This is a genomic window from Thalassospira sp. SM2505, assembly GCF_054901115.1.
Window position 1 is genome coordinate 1,509,974 of sequence record NZ_CM142731.1, and the last position, 19,538, is coordinate 1,529,511.

Here is a 19,538-nt window from a genome sequence, read left to right on the forward strand (position 1 = left end):
TGCGATAAATTGCGGTTTTGTCGGTAGAATTTTGAAAAACCTGTCTGCAAACCCCTACATTATATTACATATCGTCAGTTCTTGTGAGCCCGATCCAAAGGTGTAGGGGCGCCGGAGCTGCAAACTTTCAGGGGAAAAGCATATGATCGGACTCTTTCGCAGCAATGATCCGATCGAACTGAGCTGGGCCCAGTCGGTCTTGGCGGACGAAGGAATCACCAGTCATATTTTTGATTATCACTCCAGCATCCTTGAAGGATCGATCGGCGCACTTTCCCGTCGCCTGATGGTCGATAACGAAGAAGAAAGCCGGGCGAAATACATTCTCGATATTGCCAGACGCGATCTGGATGCCCATAACGCTGCCAATGATTCATCGCGTGACGCGATGGCACAGGAATAACCCGACATTCAGGACCCTTGACCGGATGGCAAGTGCAGTTGCAACCATAGAAGTTCCCGACTTCCCCGAAGCCCGGATAAGCCACGATTATCTGTTGGGCGGGTCGGTGACGTTGAAACAGCCTGTTGACGGTTACCGCGCTGCCGTTGATGCGGTGTTGCTGGCAGCTGCTGTGTCGGTCAATTCCCATCGTGATGAGAAAATTCTCGATGTTGGTGCAGCTGTCGGATCGGCCGGGCTTTGTGTTGCCAAGCGTCTTGAAAACGCAAAGGTCACCGGGGTTGAACTGCAAGACGATCTCTATGCGCTGTTTTGTCGCAACGTGATGGAAAACGGTTTGGCTGATCGGGTGACTCCGATCCACGGTGATATCAAGAACACAAGTCTGCCACTGGTTGCTGAAAGCTTTGATCAGGTTATTTCCAATCCGCCCTATTACGCCGGGGGTACGCGTCCGGCCAATGAAAGCCGTGCCACGGCCCATCAGGAAGGCAGTGCGGATCTGAAAAACTGGATCGGGTTCTGTTTGAAGATGGTGCGTCAGAAGGGGCGCATTACCCTTGTTCACCGTGCAGATCATCTTGACCGGATCATCGGGCTTTTGCACGGGCGGGCCGGGGACATGACAGTTTATCCGATCTGGAGCAAGGCCGACGCGGACGCACCGCTGCGTGTGATTGTTCAAGCCAGAAAAGGTGTTGCATCACCGCTGACCTTGCGTCGCGGACTTGTTCTTCATGATGCTGCGGGCACCTATTTGCCGCAAACCGATGAACTTTTGCGCAATCCCTTACCATTGCCCGGTTTCTAATTTGTGCATATTTGCATATAAGTGCGACATGGCTGCGGTCTTTGCCGCAGAAATCATGGTGCTTTGGGATCGGACATGCTGAGCTTTTCGAAAATCATTTTTACGGCCTTGGTCATCGTTGTCGTCTGGCAAGGCTTCAAGCTGTTTAACCGTGCCAAGCAGGTTTCCAGAAATGAGCAGCCCAAGCAAACCCGCCACCATAAAAAAGAACAATCGGGTTCTGTCGCCCAGGAAATGGAAAAGTGCCCCGATTGCGGCGTTTACCATGCCGAAGGCAGCGCGCATCGTTGCGATGCCTGATTTCTGCTTTTTTCCCAAGTTATCCGGACAAAACCCGTTTGATCGGGATGTGTAAGACTTTGGGTGAAACTGCCCTGATTTTGCTTGGAATTCCCGCTCTGATCGCCGATCTATATTGCTGCGATGCGGTATGAGATGGTTGGCGGGGATGCAAGGGTTGCAAATTCAGCGTGTCTCAGGGCTTTTGCGTTCTTGACCGCGAGGGGGCAGGGCGGTAGCTTGCCGCTCTAAATTTATAGACAACAGTAATAGAGAGTTCGCGCCATGGCGCTCGACGGGTCGCAACGTCCCCCTTCATTCCAGGAAATCATTCTTCGACTGCAAAGCTATTGGGCTGATCAGGGTTGTGTCATCCTGCAGCCATATGACTTGGAAGTCGGTGCCGGTACCTTCCATACCGCGACAACCTTGCGCGCGCTTGGTCCGGAAACCTGGAATGTGGCTTATGTGCAGCCCTGCCGTCGCCCGACCGATGGTCGTTATGGAGAGAACCCGAACCGTTTGCAGCATTATTACCAGTTCCAGGTTCTGATGAAGCCGTCACCGGCCAATTCGCAGGATCTGTATCTTGGGTCGCTGAAACATCTGGGTATTGATCCGATGGCCCATGACATCCGCTTTGTCGAAGATGACTGGGAAAGCCCGACCCTTGGTGCATGGGGCCTTGGCTGGGAAGTCTGGCTCGACGGGATGGAAGTCACCCAGTTCACCTATTTCCAGCAGGTCGGCGGTTATGAATGTAACCCGGTCCCGGTCGAGCTGACCTATGGTCTGGAACGTCTGGCGATGTATATCCAGGGCGTGGAAAACGTTTATGACCTTGATTACAACGGTCAGGGTGTAACCTATGGCGAAGTGTTCCTTCAGAACGAAGTTGAACAATCGACCTATAACTTTGAAGTCGCGAACACCGATATGCTGTTTGCTCACTTCAAGGATGCACAGGCCGAGTGTGCGGTGAATATCGAACGCGGTCTGGCACTTCCGGCCTATGAGCAGGCTATGAAAGCAAGCCATCTCTTTAACCTTCTTGATGCGCGCGGCGTAATTTCGGTTACCGAACGTGCGGCCTATATCGGTCGTGTTCGTGACATGTCGAAATCCTGCTGCGAAGCGTGGCTGCGGTCGCGCGGCCATCTGAAAGAGGGGGCATAAGTTATGGCCGAGTTGCTGCTTGAACTGTTTTCCGAAGAAATTCCTGCCCGCATGCAGGCTAATGCCATCAATAAGCTGGCTGAAACCGTGACAGGTTGGCTAAATGGTGCTGGATTGACATACGACAAGGTGGAAACCTTTGTTACTCCTCGTCGTATGGCGCTAGTTATCGATGGCTTGCCTTTGAAACAGCTGGATGTGCGTGAAGAACGTCGAGGACCACGCGCCGATGCCCCGGAAAAAGCTATTAATGGGTTCCTTGCGGGCAATGGTGTAACCCTTGAGCAGTGCGAAAAGCGCGAAACCCCCAAGGGTGTCTTCCTGTTTGCCATCGTCGAACAGAAAGGCCGCAAAACTGAAGAAGTTTTGAAACAGGGTATTGAAGATGCGATGGCAGTTTTGCCATGGCCGAAATCCATGCGCTGGGCCGATCACAAGGTACGCTGGGTCCGTCAGCTTGACCGTATCCTGTGCCTGTTTGACGGCAAGGTGATCCCGGTATCCTATGGCCCGGTAACGGCTGGTGACAGCACTCGTGGTCATCGCTTCCTTGCGCCGGCTGAATTCAGCGTTGCCAATGGCACGGACTACAAGGAAAAACTGCGCGCCGCCAAGGTCATGCTTGACCGTGAAGAGCGCAAGCAGGTCATCCTTGATGGTGCCAGGAACCTGGCCGCCGCCGAAGGGTTCACGCTTCTGGAAGATAACGGTCTTCTCGAAGAGGTCTGTGGTCTGGTTGAGTGGCCGGTGCCGGTTATGGGCAAGGTTGATGACCAGTTCATGGATATCCCGCGCGAAGTTCTTGAAACCTCGATGCGTGAACATCAGAAATATTTCGTTGTTGAAGACAAGGACGGCAAGCTTGCCGCGCGCTTCATCACGATTTCGAACATGGTAACTGCTGACAACAATGCCAAGATCATTGCTGGTAACGAGCGTGTTCTGCGTGCGCGTCTGCATGATGCCAAGTTCTTCTGGGATCAGGATCGGAAAGTGACGCTGCAATCGCGTCTGCCGAAACTTGATAACATCGTCTTCCACGCCAAGCTTGGGTCGCTTGCAGAACGTGTTTTGCGTCTTCGTGGCCTCGCGCGTGAACTGTCTGCCGATATTCCGAATTGCAATGTCAAACTGGCAGACCGTGCGGCCGAGATCGGCAAGGCCGATCTGGTGTCGCAGATGGTGTTCGAATTCACTGAACTTCAGGGACTGATGGGTAAATACTACGCCGAGAATGATGGCGAAGCCCCGGAAGTCGCCAATGCCATTGCGGAACATTATGCACCTGCCGGTCCGTCGGATAACTGTCCGACTGCCCCGGTTTCTGTTGCTGTTGCACTGGCAGAGAAGCTCGACACCCTTGCCGGGTTCTTTACCATCGACGAAAAGCCGACCGGTTCAAAAGACCCGTTCGCGCTGCGTCGTGCGGCACTGGGTGTCATCCGTCTGGTTCTGGAAAACGGGTTGCGTGTGCCGCTGCGTCGCGCATTCGCATTCGCGGTTTCCCAGTACCCGGCAGCCATTCGTCGTGACGAGGCGGTCGAAGACCTTCTGGCCTTCTTTGCTGACCGCCTGAAAGTCCATCTGCGTGAACAGGGTGTACGCCATGATCTGGTGTCTGCTGTGTTCGCGCTGGATGGCGAGGACGATCTTGTCCGCCTGCTGGCCCGTGTTGAAGCGCTTTCCGATTTTGTCTCTGGCGAAAGCGGCGTCAACCTTATGGCCGGCTACAAGCGTGCGTCCAATATTCTGCGCATCGAAGAGAAAAAGGACGATATGTCCTATGACGCGGATGTTTCCGCATCTCTTCTGCGCGAGGAAGAAGAACGCAAGCTGTATGAGGCGCTCATTGATGTCCGGCATAAGGCCCTGCCACTTCTGCGTGACGAGGATTATGCCGCGGCTATGACCGAATTTGCGCGGTTGCGTGAACCGGTCGATGCATTCTTCGAAAAGGTCACGGTAAATAGTGACAATGCAGACGAACGTGCCAACCGTCTCAAGCTGTTGGCACAAATTCGCACTGCGTTGCATGACATTGCCGACTTCTCGAAGATCGAGTCATAAATAGGTCAAGGTTGCGGGGCTTTCCCCATCCGGGGAGGCCCAAAGGGGCCTTGACCAGATGAGGAAAAGGCAAGATGACCAAATGGGTGTACGGTTTCGGTGGCGGTAGCGCCGAAGGCCGTTCGGATATGCGTGAACTTCTGGGTGGCAAGGGCGCGAACCTTGCCGAGATGAGCAATCTCGGACTTCCTGTTCCGCCCGGCTTTACCATTACAACCGAAGTTTGCACGGCGTTTTATGACAATGACCGTGCTTACCCGGCTGGTCTGGATTCCGAAGTTGAAAACGCGCTCGGCGCTGTTGAAAAGCTGGTCGGGCGCAAGTTTGGTGACGCGAAGGACCCGCTTCTTGTTTCGGTTCGCTCCGGTGCCCGTGCCTCGATGCCGGGCATGATGGACACGGTCCTTAACCTTGGTCTGAATGATGAAACCGTCGAAGGACTTGCAAAGGTTTCCGGTGATCGTCGTTTTGCCTATGACAGCTACCGCCGTTTCATCCAGATGTATGGCGATGTTGTTCTGGGTGTTGACCATTACCATTTCGAAGAAATCCTTGAGATGCACAAGGAAGACAAGGGCTATTCCCTTGATACCGAAATGGGTGCCGATGACTGGGCCGAAGTCGTTGGGCAATTCAAAAAGAAAGTCCAGAGCGAGCTTGATGCACCCTTCCCGCAGGACCCGCGCGAACAGCTATGGGGCGCGATCGGGGCTGTATTTGGCAGCTGGATGAATGCGCGTGCCAACACCTATCGTCGCTTGCACAATATCCCGGCAAGCTGGGGAACGGCAGTCAACGTTCAGGCCATGGTGTTTGGCAATATGGGCGATGATTGCGCGACCGGTGTTTGTTTCTCGCGCAACCCGTCGACCGGTGAAAACCGCTTCTACGGTGAATATCTGATCAATGCACAGGGCGAAGATGTGGTTGCGGGCATCCGTACCCCGGCGCCGCTGACCAAGATTGAACGCGAAGAATCCGGTTCTGATCTGACGTCGATGGAAGAAGCCCTTCCGGGTGTCTTTGGCGAGCTTTGCGATATCCGTGACAAGCTTGAATCCCATTACCGCGACATGCAGGACATGGAATTCACCGTTGAATCGGGCAAACTATACATGCTTCAGACCCGTGCGGGTAAACGTACGGCCAAGGCTGCCCTTCGCATCGCGGTTGAAATGTGCCGTGACGGTGTGATTTCGCAGGAAGATGCGTTGCGTCGTGTCGATCCGGCACAGCTTGATCAGTTGCTTCACCCGACCCTTGATCCGGATGCCGAACGCAAGGTCGTTGGCATGGGCCTTCCGGCATCGCCGGGCGCAGCATCAGGTCAGATTGTGTTTTCGGCCGAGTCCGCCGAAGAATGGGTTTCAAACAAGGGCCGCAAGGTCATTCTGGTGCGTATTGAAACCAGCCCCGAAGATATCGCTGGCATGCATGCTGCCGAAGGTATTCTGACATCTCGCGGTGGCATGACCAGTCACGCAGCCGTGGTGGCACGTGGTATGGGGACGCCTTGCGTTTGTGGCGCTGGTGCAGTCAAGATCGACTATGCCAACAAGACGATGATTTCCGGCGGCGTAACCCTGAAAGAAGGGGATGTCATCACCCTTGATGGCAGTACCGGCGAAGTCATGCTGGGCGAGGTCGCCACCCTTAAGCCTGATCTGTCTGGTGATTTTTCCCAGCTGATGGAATGGGCCGATGGAGTGCGTCGTCTGAAAGTTCGCACCAATGCCGAAACACCTGATGACGCCGAAACCGCACGTGGTTTCGGGGCCGAGGGTATTGGTCTTTGCCGTACCGAGCACATGTTCTTTGACCCGGCACGTATCATTTCCATGCGCGAGATGATCCTGGCCGAAACCGAGCAGGGGCGTCGTACTGCCCTCGATAAGCTTCTGCCTTATCAGCGTCAGGACTTTATTGATCTGTTCCGGATCATGAAGGGGCTTCCCGTGACGATCCGTCTGCTCGATCCGCCGCTTCATGAATTCCTGCCCCATGGTGATGCCGAAATCGCCGAGGTGGCAAATGCAGCCGGTGTGTCCGAGGCGGTGGTAAAACGCCGTCTGCTTGATCTTGCCGAAGCCAACCCGATGCTGGGTCATCGCGGGTGCCGTCTTGGTATCAGCTATCCTGAAATCTATGAAATGCAGGCGCGCGCGATCTTTGAAGCAGCGATCGAAGTTTCAAAGGATGGCGGAGATCCGGTGATCCCGGAAATCATGATTCCGCTGATTGTCGGCAAGAAGGAACTTGAGATCCTCAAAGCCGCGATCATCAAGGTTGCTGCTGATGTCGAGACGGAGAAATCAGCCAAGCTGAACTTCCTTGTCGGCACGATGATTGAATTGCCGCGTGCGGCCCTGCGTGCGGGCGAGATTGCCGAAGAAGCCGAATTCTTCAGCTTCGGGACGAATGATCTCACCCAGACCACCTTTGGTCTGTCGCGTGATGATGCGTCGCGTTTCCTTGATACCTATATTGCCAAGGACATCTTCGCAGGTGACCCGTTTGTATCCCTTGATCAGGACGGAGTTGGTGAACTTGTTTCACTGGCCGCCGAGCGCGGTCGCGCAACCCGCAAGGACATCAAGCTTGGCATCTGTGGCGAACATGGTGGCGATCCGGCATCCATTGCCTTCTGCGAGGCACAGGGACTGGATTATGTTTCCTGTTCCCCTTACCGCGTGCCCATCGCACGTCTGGCTGCTGCGCAGGCGGCCCTTGCGCGCAAGTAAGATCGTTACAGGTAAATTCCGACGGCGGCAGGGAAACTTGCCGCCGTTATTTTTTTCCGATTTCAGAATTCGGATCATTGCGCTGTGCGATATGCTTCATCACCAGCATCCCGCCGACCGACAGACCGAGTAATAACAGGACGATTCCACCGATCTTGAACATCTTTTCATACAGGATGGCACGGTGGAATTCGGCTTCTTGCAGATCGGTCATATGCGCAATGACTTCATCAAGGTGATCGCGATAGCGTTCTTCGGGCTTGAGCGTGCTTTCATAGCGCACCGCGCGAAGCAGCATATTGACGCGTTCAACTGCGTCGAAATAGTTCTCTTCGGTCATGCGCGCTTGCGCAAGCGTTGGACTAAGGCTTGGCTTTTCGCCAGCACCCAGAAAATGTCCCGGATAATCTCTCAGATCAGGCCATTCATTTTCAATACAGTCGCTTACCGAGGTCACGATCGAGCCACAGGGTACTATTTTCTGCGGATAGAAACGTAACAATACACCCTGTGCCATTTGCTTGATCTCGTTACCTTTACGGTTATAGACCTGCGTAATGGTTGCCAGTTCGGCACTGGTATCTGCGATCGACATGTCCGAAACCGGTTTGTCGCTGATACCGGGCGGTTTTTGCTTGGCAGAAATTGGCTGCGGGGATGCTACGATGACGCAGAATGCTGCGAACATTGCGATCACGTAGGGCGCGGCATGGCGCAGTTTCATTGTAAATACCTGTTTCATTCTGATCTTAACATAGGGGGGATCTACCCTTTCGAACAGGCCCGAATGTGAAACGGGCCCCGAAATTCGGGACCCGTGGCAAAGATATTCTGTCTGGCTAAAGTCAGGTTCGCCAAAGCATTGTTATGCGGCGGTTTCTGGCAACTGGACCCAGTCAGGCACGGAAACCGTGATTTTGGCATCACCTGCATGCAGCTCGGCATCATCGCCAACCCGTTCGAGGCGGATCAGCGCAAGCCCGACATTGCCATGCACGGACCGAATAGTCCCGGCTTCCTTGTCGCCATTCATGATGATGGTGCCTGCGTCGGGGGTCGGGCCATCAATCGTGATCGGCAATAGACGTTTGCGCACAAGACCGCGATATTTGGTGCGCGCGGTCAGTTCCTGCCCCATATAGCAGCCCTTTTTGAAATCGACGCCGCCAAGCTCCTCAAAACCGTTTTCAAGCAGGATCGATTTCTCGATTTCCAGATCATCGCTGCCATTGGGGACGCCAAGGGACACGCGCATTTTGTGGTAAGCTTCGGTGGTGCTTTCAGTCGCGCCGATTGCCGCCATTTCAGCAAGTTCGTTCTTGGGAAGCAGGATGCGTGCACCCAGCGCAGCCAGGCGCGGGTCTACGACCTTGATACCATCGGCAATGCGTCCAGTGGTGCCGGCTGTTGTGTCGGTAAACAGGTTGGTCAGCGCATCCTTGCCAAATACGGCAATGACGTCATAGCTGTCGGTAACGTCGGTCAGTTCGGCTTTGGCGCGTAATTTATACATGCGCAGTTTTTTGAACAGTTCAGCCGCACGTTCGCCATTTTCACCGCGTTCACATTCAATCAGCAGGCTGTCCTCATCCTGTCGATAGACAAAGAAATCAAACAGGAATTTGCCCTGCGGTGTCAGTAGGGCACCATAGCCCGATCTGGTTGCCGAGACGGTTTCGATGTTGTTTGATACCAGTCCTTGCAAAAAGCTTACGCGATCTGGCCCGCTGACGCGGATGACGGCGCGATCCGTCAGGATGGCGTAGAAAGACTCACTCATAATTTTATCGGCTCCGATCTGTCGGATTTGTTTGGGCGAAATGTGGGGCAATCGTACAAATTTCGCAAGGCCTGTCTCAGGGATAAAGCCATATCCATATGCAAGAAAACCCTTCATAAAACGCCTCCGAGCAGCTAGAACCAAACTTATGAAAATCTTGATGCTTGAACAGTCAATCGGCTTTGATCCGAAGGATCGTGAAGCCCGCCCGCTGGGGACTTGCCAACGCGCCTTCATCGCATTGGCCGAGGCCCTTGTTGCCCGTGGTCACAAGGTCGAAGCGCGCCGCAATGGCGGGATCGACAAGGATGCAAGCGGTGTAGCATGGCGACAACTTGATGCCGAATTGCCGCCATTTGGTGGCGATGCGGTCGATACCGTTATTGTCTGGCGCGATCCTGCCTTGCTCAGCCATCCCTCGGTTCCGGCTGGTGCAACGATTGTTCTATGGTTCGATGGGGATCCTGGGCGACTGAATGCGGATGAAGTGCGTCTGGTTCTTCAGGAAAAGAAAGTTCAGGTCATCTTCAGCGACGATGCACAGGCCAAGGCTTTTGATGCAGAACTCGCCAAAAAGCCGATTGTGGTCAAGCCTGGCGCGACATCGGCCTTTACCATGGCATCAAACATGCACTGGGCGTTTGAATCGCGTGACGAGCTTGCGGTAACGGTGGCCAACACCAAAACCGGTATCGCCCAGATCATTCGTATCTGGGATGCCTATGTCGCGCCAAAGGCACCCAAGGCGATCCTTGAAGTCTATGCCTATGATCTGTTTAGCGCCATGGCTGGCGAGAATGATGATGTTTCTGAAGACATTATTGATCTTGTCCGCGGCGCGATTGACAAGGGGGTTCGGGTTCTTCATCCCAAGCCCGAAGCCGATATGGCCGAGACTGTCGCCAATGCGCGTGTTTTCCTTCATCACGGGAAATACGGCACGGATCATGTCGGCCAATGGATTGTCGATGCACTTGGTGCTGCAACGCCGGTGGTATCCTATGGCGGGATTGCCAGGAACCGGATCGAAGATGGAAAGACCGGTTATATTGTTCCCGATGAATCGGCTTATGGCAATATCACCACACAGCTTCTGACAGATCGTTCGTTCTTTGCCAGCCAGTCCGAGGCGGCCCGCAATGATCGCCGGGAATGGATCCATGTTGCAGGCGAGCTGGAGAAACTTTAAACCGTGCGCCTTCTGTTCATCACATCGAACCGTTTGGGGGACGCTGTCCTTTCAACGTCGGTCCTGCGCCATTATGTCGAAACATATCCGGGCGTTCGGGTAACCGTTGCTTGCGGGCCGGTTGCCGCCCCGATTTTCCAGGCGGTCCCGAACCTTGATCGCATCATTGAGATGCCCAAGCAAAAGCGCGGAGGGCATTGGTGGAAGCTTTGGAAGTCGGTTGTTCTGAACTGGTGGGATGTGATTGTTGACCTGCGCGGCAGTGCCACGGCCTATGTTCTTCCGGGCAGCAAACGGGTGGTGCTCAAAGGCAATGACGACAGCCTCCATCGCGTGGAACAGCTTGGTGAGCTTCTCAATGTGTCGCCTCCCCCTTTTCCAAAGGTCTGGATTGATGAGGCAAGCCGCGAACGCGCAAATGCGCTTTTGCCACGAACGGAAAGACCGTTGCTGGTTGTTGGGCCGACGTCAAACTGGGTAGGCAAGACCTGGCATCCGGAACGGTTTGTCGAAGCCATCTCGACCCTGACGGCCAAGGGGGGCGTGCTTGATGGCGCGCATGTTCTGATTGTGGGAGCGCCTAACGAACGTGATATGGCTGAAGATGTCATCAACTCCGTACCGGAAGACCGGCGATCTGAAATCTTTGGCACGGAAAGCCTGTTGACTGTTATGGCCTGTCTGGAACGTGCGGACTTGTATATCGGTAATGATTCCGGCTTGATGCATATGGCAGCAGCGTCCGGGTGTCCGACACTTGGCCTGTTTGGTCCGTCGCGTGATGAACACTATCGACCATATGCCAAATGGGGCCGTGCGATCAGAACTGACTGGTCTTTCGACAAGATCATCGAAAATCGCACCAGCCGCTTCTCGCAGGAAAACCTGATGGAAACATTGCCGGTCGAAAAAGTTGTCAAAGCGGCAGCAGAGCTGGTTTCCGAATATCGCCTTTCAGGAAAAAATCATGACTGATGCCATGCCCCGTATTTCTGTTGTTCTGTGTGCCCACAACGAGGAAAAGCGTCTGGCAGCGTGCCTGGAGAAGGTCACCTTTGCCGACGAGATCGTTGTCGTTTGCGATAAATGTACCGACCGAACCGAAGATATAGCCAGGGAGTTTGGTGCCAAAACCGTTGTTGGCAGCTGGGATATCGAGGGACATCGTCGTAACAAGGCAATTGAAGAGGCAACTGGCGACTGGATTTTCGAACTTGATGCCGATGAACATGTGAATGACGAACTCGCCCTTTCAATTCGGGAGGCAGTTAATAGTGGAGCATATGATCGCTATCTGATCCCGGTCGATAATTACGTTGGCAAGCGACTGGTACGCTATGGATGGGGTGCCTCCTTTGGAACCTCGGCGGTATGGCGCTTGTTCCGCAAGGGGTACAAGGTTTGGGGTGACCAGAGGGTTCATCCTGCAATCAACATGACAGGACGTCAGGGGCCTAAGCTTAGCGGTGCGCTGGTCCATTTTGTTGATCGCAATATCTCGGACATGATCCGTCGTCTTGACAGTTACAGCAGTGCACGGGCTGCGGATTTGCGGGCAAGTGGAAACATCGGCACATTTTCCCATAATTTCCGCCGTATCTTTTCGCGTTTCTGGCGCTGCTTCGTCTCGCGCAAGGGATATAGGGAAGGCGGGATGGGTTTCCTGATTGCACTTCTGGCGGCGTTGTTCCCGATGATTTCCTATCTAAAAGCCCGCTACGATGAAGAATAAGCAGGTTCAGTTGGAGACCAGTGCATGACCATGTTGCTGCAAACCATGGCGGGCAGTCCGTTCGGCGGTGCTGAGGAATTTTTTGTGCGACTGGCCTGCGGCTTTCAACGCGCGGGTGTCGACCAGCACTGTGTCGTCCGCCCCAATGAAGGGCGTAATCCGGTTCTGGCCGCAAACGGGGTATCCTTTGATGAGTTGCCGTTTGGTGGGCGATTTGATTTGCGCACACCCTGGGGATTGCGCCAACAGATCAGAAAGCACAAGCCACGCATCGTTCTGACATGGATGAACCGTGCCAGCCGAATGACACCATCTGGTGACTTCACCAAGGTTGCGCGACTTGGCGGTTATTACAAACTCAAGAATTTCCGGGATTGTGATCATCTGATCGGCAATACCAAAGATATTTGCGACTATCTTGTGCGCGAAGGCTGGCCGTCTGATCGGACCCACTATTTGCCCAACTTTGTTGATGCAACACCGGGGATTGCCATTGATCGTTCGGAGTTCAACACCCCGAAAGATGCGCCGCTTGTTCTTGGATTGGGACGTCTGCATCAAAACAAAGGGTTTGATACCCTTATCCGTGCGATGGTCGATGTGCCGGATGCATATCTATGGATCGCGGGTGCAGGGGATCTAAAAGATGATCTGTTGAAATTGTCTGGCGAATGCGGCGTTGCAGATCGTGTGCGTTTGCTGGGGTGGCGGCGCGATGTGGCCAATCTGTTTGCCACATGTGATGTGTTCTGTGCGTCGTCGCGCCACGAACCGCTGGGCAACATGGTTATCGAAGCGTGGGCAAACGGAAAACCGGTGGTCGCACAGGCAAGTCAGGGGCCCGTTCAGTTGATTACACAGGGGGAGAGCGGTTTGCTTTCTCCGCTTGAAGATGTGCCGGCACTGGCCCGTGATCTTCGTACAGTTCTTGACGACAAGACGCTTTCCGACACATTGTCAGCCAATGGTCGCGCCGCCTTTGAGGCGGATTTCACCGAAGACGTAGTGGTTGCCCGATACAAGACTTTCTTTGACGAGGTTGCGCGTTAATGTGCGGAATTGCCGGTTATATCGCCAAGGACAAGCAAACACTTGATCCCGAAATTCTGGATCGTCTGCGTGATGCGCTGGGCCATCGGGGCCCGGACGGTGACGGGCGTTATGTCAAAGGACCGGTCGGCTTCATCCAGACGCGTCTTGCGATCATTGATCTCGATACCGGAGATCAGCCACTATATCATGAGAACGGCAGTGTGCTGATCGCCAATGGCGAGATCTATAACTATATCGAACTTAGAAAAAGCCTCTGTGAAGCAAGCTTCAAGACGCGTTCTGACAGCGAAACGGCACTAAGAGTTTACGCACGGGATAATATCGGGGGTTTTGACCAGCTCCGTGGCATGTATGCCTTTGCGATTCATGATGTGATTGAAAATCAGGTTGTGCTGTGTCGTGATCCATTCGGGATAAAACAGCTTTACTATGTTGAAACCCCCGAATTCTTTGCCTTTGCATCCGAAGCGCAGGCACTGATTGCCGCCGGACTGGTTGCTCGCGAAGTCCGCGATGACGCACGTGCCGAATTGTTGCAGGTTCAGTTTACAACCGGCAGTGACATGATCTTTGACGGGATCAAGCGTTTGCTTCCGGGGGAAACCATTGTCCTCAACAATGGACGGATTATTGATCGTCGTCGTCGTCAGGTTCTGGGAGACCGCGGTGCCGTTGGAACAAATCTCGACGCCGCGCTGAGCGACTGGGACCGCGTTTTCGAAGAGTCAGTGCGATTGCATCAACGATCAGACGTTGATTATGCCATGTTCCTGTCCGGTGGTATTGATAGTGCGTCGTTGCTTGGCATGATGCATCGTCTGAATGAACGACCGGTAACGGCTTATACGGCGGCCTTTGAAGCATCCAGCGTCCATGACGAGCGAGACATTGCACGTGAGGTCGCCAAGGCGTGCAATGCCAATCATATTGAGGTCATGTTCTCTGAAAGTGATTTCTGGACGTTGTTGCCCGAAGTTGCTGCGCGGATGGATGACCCGGTTGCCGATTATGCGATCCTTCCGACCTACAAGCTTGCCAGCGAAGCTGCACGCGACTTCAAAGTGGTTTTGTGCGGTGAGGGCGGAGACGAACTGTTTGGTGGATATGGTCGATATCGTTCCGTAATGCGTCCATTGTTGCTGGGTGGGCGTGTGATGCGTTCCAAGGGAACCTTTGACAAGATTGATGTCCTCCGCCCCAGTGTTCTTGACGGTTGGCGCGACGGAATTGCCGCATCGGAAAGCCGAGAAAATCGAGGGAAACGCTCGCGCCTCGCCGTGGCACAGGCCGTGGATTGTTCGGATTGGCTACCAAATGATCTTCTGATCAAGCTTGACCGGATGTTGATGGCACATGGTCTTGAAGGGCGGACACCATTCCTGGACCCTGCCGTTGCCGATTTTGCCTATCAATTGCCCGATCGCCTCAAGGTCCGTAAAGGGGTTGGCAAGTTCCTGCTTCGGAGCTGGCTTGAGCGGTGTCTGCCAATGGCGCACCCGTTTGCGAAAAAACGCGGCTTTACGGTGCCGGTTGGCGAGTGGATTGCAAACAAGGGTAACCGTCTTGGCCCGCTAGTGGCTCATCAGGCCGGTGTGCTTGAGATTGCTGATCCAGCCGCTGTTGAGAAGCTGTTCACAACACCGGGCAAGAGAGAAGCTGCTGCTTGCTGGCATCTTCTGTTCTATGCGCTTTGGCATCAGACCAATGTGTTGGGGCATGCCCCGCAAAAGGACGTTTTTGAAACACTTGCCCCCTGAATGCGGGGTAACTTTTCAGTCAAAGGGGCATTGAATGCCTAGGGTCGGACCTTCAGTCTGGATGATTGTTCCCAATATGCTGCGCACATTGATGCGTGGGGATGTCGGCCTGAAATCCAAGCTATTGCTGCTTGCCGGACTGATTTATCTGATCAGTCCGGTTGATTTGTTGCCCGATATTCTGGTCGGGTTTGGCTGGCTTGATGACATTGTGATTGTCCCGTTGCTGGGCTGGTTGTCTTATCGTAGTTTGCCACCAGCAGTGCAGGACGATATTGTTCCGGCTGAATCAGATGCAGCTTCATCATCGCGAAGGGTATATCTTTATCTTGGTCTTCTGATCATCGTGGTGATTTTAATTCTAGTTCTTGGCAGTGCAGAAAACGCAACTTTGTCAGGGAACTGATCCCTTTGACACTGCAGACTAAAGCCCCCTTTACCAATGGTGTATTTGACTGGCCTGCGGCGGACCACTAACTTTGATCAATAAAATGATCATTGATGGAGGCAACCCATGGGCGAGACGTTCCGTGCACTGGTTCTGGATCAGCAGGATAAATCTGTTGTTGGAAGTTTTAAAACCCTTGAAATTGACGACCTGCCCGAGGGTGAAGTCCTTGTTCGGGTGAAATGGTCGACCCTTAATTACAAGGATGGAATGATCCTGAACGGTTTGGGACGACTAGTTCGAACCTATCCGCATGTACCCGGTGTTGATTTTTCGGGCGAGGTGGTTTCATCAAGTGATGATCGCTACAAACCGGGCGATGAGGTTGTGCTGACCGGCTGGCGGGTTGGTGAGGCGCATTGGGGTGGCTATGGACAATTTGCACGCGTCAAGGCCGACTGGCTTGTTCATCTTCCAAACGGGCTTGACGGTGCAGAGGCCATGGCTATCGGAACTGCCGGATTTACATCAATGCTTGCTGTTATGGCCCTTGAAGAACAAGGCGTTTCGCCCAAGCAAGATGGTGAAGTGCTGGTGACCGGTGCGGCTGGCGGCGTCGGGTCTGTTGCCGTTTCCATATTGTCTGCTCTTGGCTATCGGGTTGCTGCATCTACGGGGCGTGAAGAAACCCACGCATATTTGCGCGAGCTTGGGGCGACAACCATCATTGATCGCAACGAGTTGACGGACACAAGCAAACCGCTTTTGACGGAACGGTGGATTGGTGCAATAGACAGTGTCGGTAGCACGACACTCGCCCATGTTTTGTCCGAGATGAAATACCATGGTGTGGTTTCAGCATGCGGGTTGGCAGGCGGGCCGGATTTACCGGCAACAGTTATTCCGTTTCTGCTGCGCGGGGTTCGACTGATCGGCATTGACTCAGTGATGTGCCCCTATGAAACCCGTATAAAGGCATGGCAACGTCTTGCCAGCGAACTGCCAAAGGATCATCTTGCTGCTGCAACGACAAAGGTCGCTCTTTCCGATATTCTTCCTTGGGGCGAAAGGATATTGAAGGGACAAGTCAAAGGTCGGCTTTTGATTGATGTACAAGATTGCTAGTGTCATCAAATCTTTGCAGAATCAACAGTTCCCGGGGAACTAGCATCCGTTCGGGAACTGCCAATCTGACAGTTGGAAAAATATGACGATGCCTGAGCAGCGGTTTCGAATTCTTCTTGTTGAAGACAACCCCGGCGATGCCTTTCTGGTGCGAACGCTTCTGGAAGAAACCGGAGAACCATTTGACATCGAACACCGTAGCGACCTTCGATCGGCGATGGCGGTACTGAATGGCGATGGTCCCGACGCGCTTTTTGACGTGGTGCTGCTTGATCTGACTTTGCCTGACTCATCAGGTGTTGCCACCATCAGTCAGATACGCAGTTGTGCCAATACCGCACCGGTTGTTGTCCTGACCGGGCACAAGGATGAAGAGCTTGCTTTTGAAGCCCTTCAACATGGGGCGGAGGACTACCTGACAAAGGAGTTTCCTGATGGACGCACCATCCGCCGTTCAATCCGCTATGCTATTGAACGTTCTCGTGCGGAGCGTGCGCTCAAGGAAAGTGAGGAACGTTACCGGAAGCTGGTTGAACTTGCACCTGAACTGATTTCGATCCTGAGCGGGGAGGAAATCGTTTATATCAACCAGCAGGGGCTTTCCATTCTTGGGGCGGAGGATAGTGCCGCACTGGTTGGCCGTTCTTTCATGGAAATGGTGCATCCGACCAGCAAGGAAACGCTGGGTGAATATATTGCACGTTATCAGGACGGGTATGGTGGACGCGCTGATTTTACAATCATTTGTCAGCGTCCGGACGGCGATAACGTCGAACTGGAAGTTTCGGCCATTGCGTTTACACATGAAGGTGCGCCCGCAATGCTCATGTTGGCTGAAGACGTCACCGAAAAACGCAGAATTGAACGGCAGCTTGTTCAGACGTCCAAACTTGCTACCCTTGGTGAGATGGCGGCCTCTGTTGCCCATGAGATGAATCAGCCATTAAATGTGATCCGCATGGCCGCAGATACCTGCGCATTGCAATATGATCTGGAGGCTGTCAAACCGGCGTTTCAGCGCGAAAGGTTGTCCTTGATCAGCAGCCAGACGGAACGCATGTCAGAGATCATCAAACATTTGCAAATCTATAGCCGACCGGATGATGATGATTTTGTGCCATTCGATCCAATGAAGGCGGTGGAACGCTCCGTTGACATGATCGAGCATGATTGTCGTTTATCAGGCATCATGATCGAGGTTGTACCGCCCGCGCAGGCATGTCTGGTCAAAGGGCGTCAGGTTCAATTGGAGCAGGTTCTGGTCAATATGTTGACCAATGCGCGCGACGCGATCAACGAGAATGGTGATGATGGCAGCATTGGCGGACTTATCCGACTGAGTGCGATGGTTGATGAAAACCACAAGGTTCTGAAACTTGCTGTGAATGATAACGGTGGGGGGGTGCCCGAAGCTGCCATAGATCTGTTGTTCCACCCATTCTTTACAACCAAGGATGTAGGCAAGGGGACGGGGCTTGGCCTTTCCGTCAGTTTCGGGATTGTCGAAGCAATGAATGGCAAGATTGATGTGCGCAACGAGGGGGACGGGGCCTGCTTTGAGGTAACTCTTCCGATTGTGAGTTTCGGGGACGTGTCGGAGGATATTTTCGCTGATATCCCCGACGAGCAGGTATTTAATGATACATCTTCAAATACTGCGGCACGCCAGAATACGCGGATACTCGTCGTTGACGATGAGATTGATGCGATGGAGATTATTTCGGGGTATCTCGAAGCACAGGGTTATAATGTTTCGGCAGCAAGCAACGGTGAAGATGCCCTGGCGATAGCCGGTGTTGTTCAACCCGATATCCTGATTACCGATATCCGTATGCCTCAGATGGATGGTAATTCGCTGGTCAAAGAACTGCGAAGCCGTGATCCTGCATTGCCGGTGATTGTAATGACGGGGCATCCCGGTGACGCCGAACGTCCGGTTGATGACGATGGTGCTGATGCGCCGGTGATGGTGATGTCAAAACCGCTCAATCTTAAGGAACTTCTGGGAATTCTTGACGAGTTGTCAGAAGTCTGTGGGCAAATGTAGCCAGTTTTCTGTTGTGCAGACAAAGGAAAAGCCCGGCATAGCCGGGCTTTTCCAGTTCTTTGCAATTGCAACGATGCTGCCTATGCTTCCCAGCCAAGCTGCATGGCAATTTTTACGGCCTGGGTACGGTTGGCTGCGCCAAGCTTCTTAAAGATACCTGTAAGATGTACTTTGACCGTGATTTCACGAACCGTGAGCTGTTTTGCAATTTCCTTATTGGAAAGACCTTTTGTCAGAAGACCAAGAACTTCGCGTTCACGGTTGGTCAATTGACGCAGGGGATTGTCCGGTGCGAGACCATCAAGGTCAATTTCACCTGGACGGATCTGTGACCCGTCATCCTCAAGCAATGCCGACGGAATATATTTCTCACCCGAAAGGATAAGGCGTAAAGCGTTGATCAGTGATTTTCCCGAAAGCGTTTTGGGCAGATAACCCGATGCACCATGTTCCAGTGCATTAAGAACGTCGCTTCTCTTGACGGAACCCGAAAGAATGACGACCGGTATTTCGGGATGTTTTTGACGCATGACGGTCAGGCCCGAAAGACCATTCATCCCCGGCATGTTCAAATCAAGGATTGTCAGTTCGACGTCCGTTTCGCCGTCAACGACGGCAAGTGCCTCTGCGAAATCCTTCGCCTGCGCGACTTCTACTTCCGGCGCTGCGAGTTTTAGAAAGGAAGTTATCCCGTCTCTGACGAGATCGTGGTCGTCTGCTAGCAGGATGTTCATTTTTATGCAGTACCCGTTCTTGTCCAAAGCTCTGACATCTGGTGATTGGCTTCGGAAACGCTCCCCGTGCTCAAGAGACGGTTACGCGCGATCGTTAGATTGTCAATTCAAGCGTCCCCCCCGGACGCGAGCGCAGCATTCAACAAAACCGGGGTTGTGTCAAACGGCAGGATAGTTTCTGAAAGGCTCAACTATTCGATCAGATAGGTTAATCTGATCGAGAGTCAATATGTTCTCCCATAATGCATAGTATATG

17 protein-coding genes are annotated in these 19,538 nt (G+C 53.4%); 13 read left to right on the forward strand and 4 right to left on the reverse strand.

All coding sequences use genetic code 11. The features are described 5' to 3' along the window. Window positions 1-142: 142 nt before the first annotated feature. Window positions 143-403 (forward strand): putative signal transducing protein, encoded by a 261-nt coding sequence (locus ACTU44_RS06760; RefSeq protein WP_462097013.1) that lies wholly within the window; start codon window positions 143-145, stop codon window positions 401-403. A gap of 25 nt (window positions 404-428) precedes the next feature. After that, entirely contained in the window at window positions 429-1,214 is a 786-nt protein-coding gene (locus ACTU44_RS06765; protein ID WP_462097014.1) for a tRNA1(Val) (adenine(37)-N6)-methyltransferase, read from the forward strand. On the opposite strand, the gene ACTU44_RS06770 is transcribed toward ACTU44_RS06765, so the two are convergent. After that, window positions 1,194-1,532: a hypothetical protein gene (locus tag ACTU44_RS06770; protein WP_181850335.1), complete on the reverse strand. Its 339-nt coding sequence runs from the start codon at window positions 1,530-1,532 to the stop codon at window positions 1,194-1,196. The genes ACTU44_RS06765 and ACTU44_RS06770 overlap by 21 nt on opposite strands. Before the next feature lie 246 nt (window positions 1,533-1,778). Between ACTU44_RS06770 and ACTU44_RS06775 the strand changes: the two genes are divergently transcribed. The 3 genes from ACTU44_RS06775 to ppdK all read left to right on the forward strand — a co-directional run bounded on the left by ACTU44_RS06775 (window position 1,779) and on the right by ppdK (window position 7,477). After that, window positions 1,779-2,669 carry a glycine--tRNA ligase subunit alpha gene (locus tag ACTU44_RS06775; protein WP_462097015.1) on the forward strand — a complete coding sequence of 297 codons (891 nt, stop codon included), beginning with the start codon at window positions 1,779-1,781 and terminating at the stop codon, window positions 2,667-2,669. A gap of 3 nt (window positions 2,670-2,672) precedes the next feature. Beyond that, window positions 2,673-4,736 carry a glycine--tRNA ligase subunit beta gene (gene glyS, locus ACTU44_RS06780; RefSeq protein ID WP_462097016.1) on the forward strand — a complete coding sequence of 688 codons (2,064 nt, stop codon included), beginning with the start codon at window positions 2,673-2,675 and terminating at the stop codon, window positions 4,734-4,736. A gap of 74 nt (window positions 4,737-4,810) precedes the next feature. Next, window positions 4,811-7,477, forward strand: coding sequence for a pyruvate, phosphate dikinase (gene ppdK / locus ACTU44_RS06785; protein ID WP_462097017.1), 2,667 nt, complete (start codon window positions 4,811-4,813; stop codon window positions 7,475-7,477). A 46-nt stretch (window positions 7,478-7,523) separates the two neighbouring features. Here ppdK and ACTU44_RS06790 read toward each other — a convergent pair whose 3' ends face one another. Further along, the gene (locus tag ACTU44_RS06790) at window positions 7,524-8,201 is read right to left on the reverse strand and encodes a hypothetical protein (RefSeq protein ID WP_462097018.1); all 678 of its coding nucleotides are present in this window, start codon (window positions 8,199-8,201) and stop codon (window positions 7,524-7,526) included. A 141-nt stretch (window positions 8,202-8,342) separates the two neighbouring features. Next, window positions 8,343-9,257, reverse strand: coding sequence for a CAF17-like 4Fe-4S cluster assembly/insertion protein YgfZ (ygfZ, locus tag ACTU44_RS06795; RefSeq protein WP_462097019.1), 915 nt, complete (start codon window positions 9,255-9,257; stop codon window positions 8,343-8,345). Window positions 9,258-9,417: 160 nt separating this feature from the next. Between ygfZ and ACTU44_RS06800 the strand changes: the two genes are divergently transcribed. From ACTU44_RS06800 to ACTU44_RS06835, 8 genes are all read left to right on the forward strand, one after another. Continuing rightward, window positions 9,418-10,446 carry a glycosyltransferase gene (locus ACTU44_RS06800; RefSeq protein ID WP_462097020.1) on the forward strand — a complete coding sequence of 343 codons (1,029 nt, stop codon included), beginning with the start codon at window positions 9,418-9,420 and terminating at the stop codon, window positions 10,444-10,446. A 3-nt stretch (window positions 10,447-10,449) separates the two neighbouring features. After that, window positions 10,450-11,421, forward strand: coding sequence for a glycosyltransferase family 9 protein (locus ACTU44_RS06805; protein ID WP_462097021.1), 972 nt, complete (start codon window positions 10,450-10,452; stop codon window positions 11,419-11,421). Then, a complete protein-coding gene (locus tag ACTU44_RS06810; RefSeq protein WP_462097022.1) occupies window positions 11,414-12,178 on the forward strand; it encodes a glycosyltransferase family 2 protein in 765 nt (254 codons plus the stop codon). Before ACTU44_RS06805 ends, ACTU44_RS06810 begins: the two co-directional genes overlap by 8 nt. Window positions 12,179-12,202: 24 nt before the next feature. After that, window positions 12,203-13,228: a glycosyltransferase gene (locus ACTU44_RS06815; RefSeq protein ID WP_462097023.1), complete on the forward strand. Its 1,026-nt coding sequence runs from the start codon at window positions 12,203-12,205 to the stop codon at window positions 13,226-13,228. Next, entirely contained in the window at window positions 13,228-14,988 is a 1,761-nt protein-coding gene (gene asnB / locus ACTU44_RS06820; RefSeq protein ID WP_462097024.1) for an asparagine synthase (glutamine-hydrolyzing), read from the forward strand. The genes ACTU44_RS06815 and asnB overlap by 1 nt, the downstream gene beginning before the upstream one ends. A 34-nt stretch (window positions 14,989-15,022) precedes the next feature. Next, entirely contained in the window at window positions 15,023-15,394 is a 372-nt protein-coding gene (locus ACTU44_RS06825; protein ID WP_462097025.1) for a YkvA family protein, read from the forward strand. A gap of 108 nt (window positions 15,395-15,502) precedes the next feature. Then, window positions 15,503-16,501, forward strand: coding sequence for an acrylyl-CoA reductase (NADPH) (gene acuI / locus ACTU44_RS06830; RefSeq protein ID WP_462097026.1), 999 nt, complete (start codon window positions 15,503-15,505; stop codon window positions 16,499-16,501). Between the two features lie 88 nt (window positions 16,502-16,589). After that, on the forward strand, window positions 16,590-18,548 hold the full coding sequence (locus ACTU44_RS06835; protein WP_462097027.1) for a hybrid sensor histidine kinase/response regulator: 1,959 nt from the start codon (window positions 16,590-16,592) through the stop codon (window positions 18,546-18,548). Between the two features lie 80 nt (window positions 18,549-18,628). Here the strand turns inward: ACTU44_RS06835 and ACTU44_RS06840 are convergent, their stop codons facing one another. Beyond that, window positions 18,629-19,282: a response regulator gene (locus tag ACTU44_RS06840; protein WP_114099074.1), complete on the reverse strand. Its 654-nt coding sequence runs from the start codon at window positions 19,280-19,282 to the stop codon at window positions 18,629-18,631. Window positions 19,283-19,538 lie beyond the last annotated feature (256 nt).